The 9,044-nt window shown below is 35.9% G+C and carries 12 protein-coding genes; 3 read left to right on the top strand and 9 right to left on the bottom strand.

Going from position 1 to position 9,044, the window contains the following annotated elements; all coding sequences use genetic code 11:
* Positions 1 to 3 precede the first annotated feature (3 nt).
* On the top strand, positions 4 to 348 hold the full coding sequence (locus KX723_RS02855; protein WP_218814580.1) for a hypothetical protein: 345 nt from the start codon (positions 4 to 6) through the stop codon (positions 346 to 348).
* 11 nt (positions 349 to 359) lie between these two features.
* Here the strand turns inward: KX723_RS02855 and KX723_RS02850 are convergent, their stop codons facing one another.
* Positions 360 to 530, bottom strand: a complete 171-nt coding sequence (locus KX723_RS02850; RefSeq protein WP_218813323.1) for a hypothetical protein — start codon at positions 528 to 530, stop codon at positions 360 to 362.
* Between KX723_RS02850 and KX723_RS02845 the strand changes: the two genes are divergently transcribed.
* Both KX723_RS02845 and KX723_RS09655 read left to right on the top strand, forming a co-directional pair.
* Complete coding sequence (locus KX723_RS02845) at positions 503 to 2,227, top strand: hypothetical protein (protein ID WP_218814579.1); 1,725 nt, start codon at positions 503 to 505, stop codon at positions 2,225 to 2,227. The two genes, KX723_RS02850 and KX723_RS02845, sit on opposite strands and share 28 nt — an antisense overlap.
* A gap of 2 nt (positions 2,228 to 2,229) precedes the next feature.
* Positions 2,230 to 3,690, top strand: a complete 1,461-nt coding sequence (locus tag KX723_RS09655; RefSeq protein WP_246562508.1) for a hypothetical protein — start codon at positions 2,230 to 2,232, stop codon at positions 3,688 to 3,690.
* Between the two features lie 86 nt (positions 3,691 to 3,776).
* Here the strand turns inward: KX723_RS09655 and KX723_RS02835 are convergent, their stop codons facing one another.
* From KX723_RS02835 to KX723_RS02800, 8 genes are all read right to left on the bottom strand, one after another.
* The gene (locus tag KX723_RS02835) at positions 3,777 to 4,232 is read right to left on the bottom strand and encodes an Hsp20/alpha crystallin family protein (protein WP_218814578.1); all 456 of its coding nucleotides are present in this window, start codon (positions 4,230 to 4,232) and stop codon (positions 3,777 to 3,779) included.
* Between the two features lie 286 nt (positions 4,233 to 4,518).
* Positions 4,519 to 5,061 carry a CatB-related O-acetyltransferase gene (locus KX723_RS02830; RefSeq protein WP_218814577.1) on the bottom strand — a complete coding sequence of 181 codons (543 nt, stop codon included), beginning with the start codon at positions 5,059 to 5,061 and terminating at the stop codon, positions 4,519 to 4,521.
* Complete coding sequence (locus KX723_RS09830) at positions 5,058 to 5,258, bottom strand: sensor histidine kinase (protein ID WP_425516600.1); 201 nt, start codon at positions 5,256 to 5,258, stop codon at positions 5,058 to 5,060. The genes KX723_RS02830 and KX723_RS09830 overlap by 4 nt, the downstream gene beginning before the upstream one ends.
* Before the next feature lie 49 nt (positions 5,259 to 5,307).
* Positions 5,308 to 6,132, bottom strand: coding sequence for a PAS domain-containing sensor histidine kinase (locus tag KX723_RS02820; protein ID WP_218814576.1), 825 nt, complete (start codon positions 6,130 to 6,132; stop codon positions 5,308 to 5,310).
* A 28-nt stretch (positions 6,133 to 6,160) separates the two neighbouring features.
* Positions 6,161 to 6,988, bottom strand: a complete 828-nt coding sequence (locus tag KX723_RS02815; protein ID WP_218814575.1) for a hypothetical protein — start codon at positions 6,986 to 6,988, stop codon at positions 6,161 to 6,163.
* 164 nt (positions 6,989 to 7,152) lie between these two features.
* Positions 7,153 to 7,533 (bottom strand): response regulator, encoded by a 381-nt coding sequence (locus tag KX723_RS02810; RefSeq protein WP_218814574.1) that lies wholly within the window; start codon positions 7,531 to 7,533, stop codon positions 7,153 to 7,155.
* The gene (locus KX723_RS02805; protein WP_218814573.1) at positions 7,520 to 8,392 is read right to left on the bottom strand and encodes a PhzF family phenazine biosynthesis protein; all 873 of its coding nucleotides are present in this window, start codon (positions 8,390 to 8,392) and stop codon (positions 7,520 to 7,522) included. Before KX723_RS02805 ends, KX723_RS02810 begins: the two co-directional genes overlap by 14 nt.
* Complete coding sequence (locus KX723_RS02800) at positions 8,379 to 8,867, bottom strand: helix-turn-helix transcriptional regulator (RefSeq protein ID WP_218814572.1); 489 nt, start codon at positions 8,865 to 8,867, stop codon at positions 8,379 to 8,381. The genes KX723_RS02805 and KX723_RS02800 overlap by 14 nt, the downstream gene beginning before the upstream one ends.
* Positions 8,868 to 9,044 lie beyond the last annotated feature (177 nt).

Below are 9,044 nucleotides of genomic sequence, written 5' to 3'. Positions count from 1 at the left end.
TCAATGAATATTACAAGCTATTTACCGCAGCAGAAAACGATTAATCAATATATTGCAGATGGTACAACGGCTGTCTTCAACTACACCTATTTAATCTTGATCGAAGAAGATATCGCTGTTTATGTGACACAGCCAACTGATGCGGCTAATCCGGATAAAGATCTTTGTATCTTAAATCAGGATTATACTGTTCAAGATACGGGAACCATGACGGGTGGTACCATTACCTTTGTTCAAGATAAAATACCTAGCAACGGTAGTATTGTTACTTTAGTACGTAGCATGCAAGTGAGTCGCTATGCTCCCGAAGAATTTCGGCCATCGTGTCCCCGAAATTCGTTCGCATGACGCGACTGAAATTAGGCCGCGATACGTCCTGCGTCCGGCACGCACTCACTCCTTCGGAGTTCATGCCCGTGCCTCCCACAAATGACTTTACGGCGTGATGCGTTTCCTGCTTCGCCCGTCAACGCACGCCTATCGCGGGCTCTTCGACTTCGCATTGCTTTCACAATGCTTTCCTGTCTCATCGCAGGTCAGTATCGATACAGAGTTTGGCAATGCACAAACCTTTAATGGCCATACCTTAGATGCCGCCTTTGAACGTGTTTTGCTGATTATGCAGCAGTTTCAAACCCAATTAGATACCGATAGCTTGCAGTATGTGATTAATAGTTATCTACCTTCTAATTTATCTAATAAATTACCCATCTTAACCACCAAAGACAATCAAGTCTGGCTCAGTCGAAACGGACAAATTATCGCAGCCCAAATTGAAAATACCAATGTCAGTACCTTACGTTCGGAATTGGCTAGTCAATTACCGAATGGAGGAGATGGAACGGGCTTAATTGGTTATTACGATAATATTCAAAAACAAGGTTTGACCTTGCAAGCCTTTTTAAATCAATTACAGACCTATATTAAGTATCTACATGATTTTTTACCAATACCAGAACCCGATGGTTTAAGTGAAGGCTTACCGGTTTATTATGGTAAAGGCAGCTTATTTATTTATGATGGTGATGTGGGAAAGATATTTGCTGCTGTTTATCCTGAAGCTCAGATGGGTGAATTACTCTGTGTCGGCACACGTTATTTACGATCAGGTTCTTCGGCCGATAATATTCCTTACCTACGTCTAGCAAAAAAACTTTGGAATGAAGAAACAGGGTATTATCGATTTGGTACGAGTACTAGCTTTGTTACTGCCAACCTTAATGCCAACAACCAACTCATTTTAACCACAAATCAATCCGGTGCAGCAAGGGCAAGTACAGCAGGAACATCAGGATTTAGCATAGAAACGCCATTTTCAGGCAATAATTATGCGGTCAATGCCTTCCTAAGTTCTGATTACCCTAATCGTGTTTATGTACAAGGAAAAATAGCCGCTTCTGTTTCAGCACCCGATGTAAAAACCAGTGGGTTTAATATCGTTCAACTAAGAAATGTTGCAGGAGTAAAACCTCTTTTCTACATCAATTGTACTGCTGCTAATAATTTAGCCGGTAAATGGTTTCAATTTTCAAATACAACCAATACCTTCGGAGTGTGGTTCACTGTAAATGGCCAAGGCACCAATCCTGTCCCATCCAACTTAACTGCAATCTTGCTACCACTTTTATCGACACATACCGCTAGAGATGTCGCTATTTATCTCGCTGAATTTCTAGGCGGACATCAATTAACACGTATAACGTGTACCGATGCAAGCACGATTAAACCCGGCGATTACTGGACGTTTTCAACGAACGCCGAAAACTTTAATGTCTTTGCTAGAATAAATGATCAAGGTGAACCGCCTCCTATTTCAGGTACTAATATTCCAGTCGATTTCATCGAAACGGATACGATGCCGGAAGTGGCTCAAAAAATTAAAATAGCAATCAATCAATTTTGTTTTGCTGTGCCTGATTTACAAGATGCATTTATTCGCGGTTGGAATCAAGATGGCAGCGTCAAAGTAGATGACCGTTATTTTAATTATGGCCAAGGGTTGATTGGAAATGGTATTGGATCATTCCAGTTTGATGAAATCTTAATTCATAGTCATCCAACTCCTTCCGCTGTTAATGGTCAATATTTATTCCAAGCTTTTAGTGGTGCTTCAAATGCTTATTCAGGTGGAGATAATCCCGTTAAAAACTATCCAAATACAGGCGATAGAGGAGGAACAGAATCACGCCCTCCAAATTTTGCAGCTAATTTTGTTATAAAATATTAGAAATGCAACTCGCTACTTTTAAAAAAGAAATTAATCACTTAAAAGTCCATTTACAAAAACGGTCGTATGGACAATTTACATGGGAACGGGATGATAAAAATAACCTTATTTTAAAATTTGGCAAAACAGAGAGCATTTCTTTACCCTGTTTACAGCTAAGGCCTTATCAATTAGAGATACAGCACAAATTATTTATTGAGCACTACAAACGTTTCTTCTTAGTCAGGCCTCGACGTTCTGGTAAAGAGATTGAATCGTGGAACCTACTGATTCAAGGGGCGCTCACTCAAGCCGGCTTATATTTGATGATTTATCCCACCAATGTACGAGCCAGATTAGTGCTTTGGGAAGGTGCCGTATTATTAAATGATGATAATGAAGGAAAAAGTCTTCGCTTCCTGGATATGATCCCTAAGCGGTGTATCAAGCATATCAATAACCAAGATATGACCATACAGCTCATTAACGGCTCTGTGATTCGAGTACTAGGGTCAGATATCGACCCAGATAAGTTAAGAGGGGTAAACGTCCTAGGCGCCGTCTTCTCCGAATATGCCTTCTCCGATCCTAGAGTGCTGCATATTTTAATGCCTGTCTTTCGGCAAAATAACGGTTGGTTTATTTTACAAACTACCTTTAACGGCATGAATCATGCCTATCGTTATCTACAATCCATCAAAACGAACCCGGCTTGGGTATGGCGCATTGATAGCGTTGAAAGCCTCAAAGACGAAAATGGCAATAGATACGTTACCGATGAGCTCATCGACGAAGACCGAAAAGCCGGTATGCCTGAATTTCTGATTCAACAAGAATATTACTCCGTCATTACCGTACAACATGAAAGATTATATTTTTCTAAAGAAGTTCAAAATTTGGACGAAACTAAGAAAATTATTCCTGAGCTCATTTTACCCAATGTTCCAGTCTATGCCTTCTATGATTTAGGAGTTAATGATTCAACTGCTGTGGTTTTAGCACAATTCGATCATTTAAATAATCCGGTCATTATCCACTTTATTGAAGCCAATAATCATCCGATTCAATATTATGTCAATGAAGCGCATCGCCTTTGCACTCGACACCATCTTCGTTTACACAGCCATTTTTTACCGCATGATGGTAAAAGCCGAGATAAGGCTACTGCCAAAAGCACTCAAGACATTCTACAAGAACTAGGGGAGGCCGCTTATTGCGTACCCAAGCCTCAGCGTAAGATTGATGCCATTAATTTGATGCGACGAATACTTTATAGAACCAAGTTCAATAAGGAAAATACGGAAAGGCTCATTGATTGCCTATCCAACTATTCCAAGGTCTTTGATGAGAAAAACAATATCTACAAAGATTCACCTCTACATGATTGGACATCTCATGCCGTCGATGCTTTTCAAACCATGACCTTAGCTATTGAGCATCAGATGGTTCGGGATGTGGGGTATGAAGTTGTTTATTATACTTAGCCAAACAATAAACCATGCTAAACCCTCATCGATTGCATCGCAAACAATGAGGGTCTAGTGCGGTCATTAACTGTAACAGAATTTAGCTACTCTTCTTTTATGGTTATTTTCCTAAGTAATGACTTCTCTTTTTTAGGAATTTCTATTTCTAGCACTCCATTTTTACTTCTAGCCGATATTTTATCGGAATCGGCTGTATCGGGTAAGGTAAAGCGCCGGTAAAACTTTCCCTGCGATCGTTCTACTCGCGTATATCCTTTTCTCTCCTCTTTATTAAAGAGGCTACGTTCACCTTTGATACTGAGAACACCATTTTCCATGTTAATTTCAATATCTTTGCAATCCACACCTGGGATATCTGCTGTTATCAGAAAGCGATCGGATTCGCTTTTAATATCCACCGAGGGGGCCCAGCCACCCGTTTCAACAAATGAAGCATCATTAGGCGAATAGGCAGTCTCAGAAGATGGCCAATCCATAAATCGATTAATATAATCAAAAACAGAAGGTACTTTATATTCATAACGTGCTAAATTAGTCATAATAAACCTCCTTTCTGGTTGAGTTGAAATTACCTTCACTACTAAAAATGGTGGTTTTCTTATAAAAATCAAGAGCAAAGTAAGAAAAAATTTATATCGTGTGTAAAAACAAAAAAGCCGATCCCCGCTACGCAGTAACCAGCTCTCTGCCTTAGTTTAAATTACTCTACATAAGTTTAAAAAAAGACAGACTCTATCTAGACTTACTAAATAGCTATATCTCTTTTAATATATTCATATTTCCTATTGAAACATCGTTTGAATATTTATAAATCTTTTCTATCGGCTAATCCCACCATTTTAATTTTAATAGAGTATCAGTAGTTTTATCATCAAATCTCTTACGAATAAGTTTTGCCGGATTGCCGCCTACAATACTATAAGGCTCTACATCTTTTGTAATAACGGCGTTAGATGCCAATATAGCCCCATCACCTATCTTAGTGCCGGGCATAATTGTGACTGCATTACCAATCCAAACATCATTGCCTATTACGGTGTCCCCTTTGGACGGTGGATATTCATAGGTTTTACCCCATTCATCACCAAAAATAAGGAATGGGAAAGTAGAAAATCCACCCATGGAATGATTCGCGCCATTCATTATAAAACGCACACCAGATGCTATTTGACAAAATTTCCCAATAATCAGTTTGTCGCCTATAAAATCAAAATGGTATAGGACATTCTTATTAAAATTATTAACATCGTCGGGATCATCATAATAGGTATAATCACCCACTATAATATTAGGGTTAGTAATAATTGTTTTTAGAAAGCATAGCCTTTGCATGCTTTCTAATGGGAATTTTTTATTGGGGTTGATCATATAAACAAAGGTATTTCTATTTGAAAGGTCGATCCTTTATCTAATTCACTTTCTAGTGTTATGGTGCCTTTCAAATCTTCTAGAAGTTGTTTGACAAGATATAACCCCATCCCACATCCAGTGAAAGTTGAACTCTTGTAAGAAGGCTTAATTTTTTCGTATTTTTCAAATATTCGATCGTGATCGCTTTTATCAATTCCTATACCTGTATCAGATACTTCTATTTTTAACTTATCTACAGTTCGCTCAAAGCGATAAAATAATCTTACCTTTAGGAGTAAATTTAACTGAATTAGATAGAAGATTAGCCAAAATTTGTTTCAATCGGATTTGATCAGTAACAATTTTTCCTATATTTTTATCTGCGTTTAGTTCAAAACCTAAATTATTTATAGAGATGCTAGGTTTTATAAGTTCTTCCATTTCCTGAGCAAATTCGTATAAATCTATCTTATCCCTTTTAATATCATTAATGTCATTTTTTTCAAGCGCAATGATGACAGAATCTAATATTTCTAATAATTGATTACCTGATTGATAAATCATCTTTCCATTATCTTTTACTTCTTCTGGTGTTTTTAATCCATACATTGCTTGGCATTGAGCAAGGCCTACAATTGCAGAGAAAGGTGTTCGGATATCATGTGCCATATTCATGACAAATGCACTTTTTGCTTGTTCTGCTTGTTTTTGTTTAGTAATGTCTAATGATGTTCCAATTACCCCTATTACCTTTTTAGTTTGAGGATCATAAAGTGGCATTTTACGAGAAAAAAATATAAAACTTTCACCTTTCGAGTTAAAAACTGTTTCCTCAACAGAATATTCCTCTCTTGTCTCCATTACCTGGTTATCAATTTTCCTTAAAAGTGATGCTTGTTCTTTCCAAGGCAAATCAAAATCTGTTTTACCAATGAGGTCTCTAGCAGACTTATAACCTAAAAAAATAGCTTGGGCATCATTAGAACCTTGGTAAATTCCTTCTTTATTCTTCCAATAAAAATGACCAGGCGCTTTTTCTAAAATATTTATAAAATATTCATAGGTACTAGTTCTATCTATATTCTTCATAATAATCCTTTTCTAATTGATATTTACTTTAAAGAGCATGCGTTGGTAATGATTTTTCAAATAATCCCTCTTCATCTTTATAAGAAACTGATGAGGGAGCAGGATTGAAAAAAGTATTTTTTATTTCTACTTTCGAATTTATTTTTTTATTTTTAGTCGGTTTTAATTCTATCCAATGCATTGGATAATCCGCTCTATCCCAAACATTTATCTTTTGGATTGCATAATGAAGAACGTCAGTTGCTTTTCCTGGATATAGAATAACTTTTGTATTTTTAACTTTAGATAAAATCCGTAGTACGGCACATTCCTCTTTTAAAAATTCACTTGATTTTTCTAATGCTAAAATTTTATCTTTTTCAGAACGAGAAGGACGATTAATATATTCTTCAGATGACTTTAAAAGTGATTCTTTAAAATAATCATCTGATGAAACTAGATCAATGACACTATTATAAAATAGAATATAATCTTTATTACTTTTTAAATCTTCCCAACGAATAAATTCATAAGACTGTCCTAATATTGAAAAATGTGGTTTGTATTTTTCTATCCAGGCTTCACCACGAAGGTTAGCTTCTTGCATAGCTTGTTCTTCAGATAAATTTTCATCAACTTCGAGATTAAATCTTTGTAAGCTATCAGCAACAACGATAAAGGTTTTTTGCGGCTTTATGTCTTCAACAAAATTTATAAACCTTTTTACCCATTCATTCTCAAATTTTTCTTTACCAACACTAACTAAATATACGATATTTATATTATCTAAAGATAAATTATCTACTTTATAATGAGGGAAATGTCCACAATGTGCTATTCTATAACTTGGTTTTTTTTGATCCGGGGATTTTAACATAGTATTTACCATTTTTTATTATTATTTGAAGCCTAGATAATTCTGCCGCATAAAATTCATATACTATAAGACATAGCCTTTATGTATGTTAATAATTAATATTTTCATTCTAATAAATATGAGCCGTTATTTTACATTATTATTTAATAAAGCCCACAAAATATTTATCCTATTGCCAATTTTAAATCATGAATAGAGTAAGGCTTAATTAAAACCGCATGTGCCCCTAAATCAAGATAATCCCCTATTTCGGAATCATGTATATGAGAAATAGTTAAAATAGTACGGGTATTGCGATTTATTTTTGATAGCCTAGATTCTATTAATACCTCATTGCCGGGTATATAAGGTAATGAATAATCAGTTATAATCAGATCATAATATTTCATATGAATTTTCTGAATTGCAGTAAACCCATCGGCTGCAATATCAACCTTGTAATTAAGAGATTCTAAATAACTTTCTAATATACTGCATTTACTTGACTTATTTTCAGCCATTAAAGCTATTTTTATTTTTACTCTGTCATCTTTATTGGAAGACATTTTTAGTCCCTTCTGAATTATCTTTAGAAAAATAGGCCTCTCCTTTGATTTCCAACGCGTCTTCCGTGACTAAAACAGCTATTTTGCTAGGGCTGTTTAAGTTAGCGCCTTGTTCGATGGTGAAGGTGTAATCTATTAAGGGAGTACTTAGGCTTATCATTTGGCAAAGTGCAGCAGCAGCCGTACCGGTAGCAATATCTTCTTGATGGCTAAAGAGAGGGTTAAAGTTACGACCTATATAATCAAAATCAGAATGCTCTGTATCACTAGAATAAGCATAGATACCGTTAATATTATTATCTCTGCACCATTCAGAAATTAGCTTTAAATTGGGATTTATATTGAATAAGATCGCCCTATCTATAATAGGAACAAATAATTTAGGGTTGCCTACAGAAGCGACTAAACAAGGCAAGTTTTTATCAATGCAAGATTGGCTTATTCTTAATAGTTTACTGATAGCCCCCATATCGATAGGTGCTTTTATAACCTTACTTCTATTCGGTATCGATATAGAGGCTACATTATCCTCACATCGCATTTTCATGCGGGTTAGTTCAAGGTAAGACGCTAAATCTATCTGATTAACCCCATGCAATTTACAGAGATAAAATGCTGCCCCTAATGCGCCGTGATAGCACAGAGGATGTTCCTTTTTAGTAGCAAAGAATCGGAGTAAAACCTGTCGCTTATTTCGAAGAACGAAAACTGTCTCAGGCAAATTTAAATGCGTGGCTAACGCTTGCATTTCCTTTGTGCATAGATGATCAGCGTTATCTACCACCGCACAAGGATTGCCGCCTTCACTATTAATGGAAAATACATTGATAATCTTTATATCTTCTTTAGATGGAGGCATTTTCTGCCTCCTCTGTTCCTAAAATATATTTTTGTTCTTTATGGAAGGGGTATTTTTGTACCCCCAAGAAAGAGGATTTTTCTAATGTTTTTTTCTTTTTTTCAAATAAAGATTTAGCTAGATGGGTTACTTCATAAATAGTTCTACAGCCGGTCTTTTGTATGAGTAGATTACGATGCTTTTTAGCAGATCGTTCGCTTATATCTAATATTTCTGCTGTTTGCTTTGCATTTTTTCCTGCACAAGCGCATACAAGGCAATCATATTCTAGTTTAGATAAGGGTTTGATATATTTTGAACTTTCTTTGCCATTTTTATAAATTAAATGGCACTTTTCTTGTTCTATGTCTTTTTTGGTAGGATTTTTAACGCCTTTATCAAAAAGACTAATGCGGGCTTTTATTTCAAAGCACTCATTTTCTTCCGAAATTAATTTGCTGAATAACTCTTCACGAGTTAAGCTATCGTAAGCCATATCAACTCCTTGGGTTGATGTTGGTCAGCGCCCCGAGTATCTCACTACTCGGGTAACGCGGGGGCGTGCTTTATGCACGCCTTTTATTTTTTAGAAATTAGCTGATACTTCTGTACATCCTATAAAGAGATTGATAAATATGTAAGATGTACATTTGTACCCCCTAATCGTGGTTTA

The sequence above is a fragment of the Rickettsiella endosymbiont of Dermanyssus gallinae genome (assembly GCF_019285595.1).
Taxonomy (GTDB): domain Bacteria; phylum Pseudomonadota; class Gammaproteobacteria; order Diplorickettsiales; family Diplorickettsiaceae; genus Rickettsiella_B.
This window is presented reverse-complemented; position numbering and strand designations above follow the sequence as displayed.

Coding starts and splice junctions, on each gene's coding strand:
- KX723_RS02855 (WP_218814580.1), top strand. CDS start 4: ATGAATATTACAAGCTATTTACCGCAGCAGAAAACGATTAATCAATAT.
- KX723_RS02850 (WP_218813323.1), bottom strand. CDS start 530: ATGAGACAGGAAAGCATTGTGAAAGCAATGCGAAGTCGAAGAGCCCGC.
- KX723_RS09655 (WP_246562508.1), top strand. CDS start 2,230: ATGCAACTCGCTACTTTTAAAAAAGAAATTAATCACTTAAAAGTCCAT.
- KX723_RS02835 (WP_218814578.1), bottom strand. CDS start 4,232: ATGACTAATTTAGCACGTTATGAATATAAAGTACCTTCTGTTTTTGAT.
- KX723_RS02830 (WP_218814577.1), bottom strand. CDS start 5,061: ATGATCAACCCCAATAAAAAATTCCCATTAGAAAGCATGCAAAGGCTA.
- KX723_RS02820 (WP_218814576.1), bottom strand. CDS start 6,132: ATGAAGAATATAGATAGAACTAGTACCTATGAATATTTTATAAATATT.
- KX723_RS02815 (WP_218814575.1), bottom strand. CDS start 6,988: ATGTTAAAATCCCCGGATCAAAAAAAACCAAGTTATAGAATAGCACAT.
- KX723_RS02810 (WP_218814574.1), bottom strand. CDS start 7,533: ATGTCTTCCAATAAAGATGACAGAGTAAAAATAAAAATAGCTTTAATG.
- KX723_RS02805 (WP_218814573.1), bottom strand. CDS start 8,392: ATGCCTCCATCTAAAGAAGATATAAAGATTATCAATGTATTTTCCATT.
- KX723_RS02800 (WP_218814572.1), bottom strand. CDS start 8,867: ATGGCTTACGATAGCTTAACTCGTGAAGAGTTATTCAGCAAATTAATT.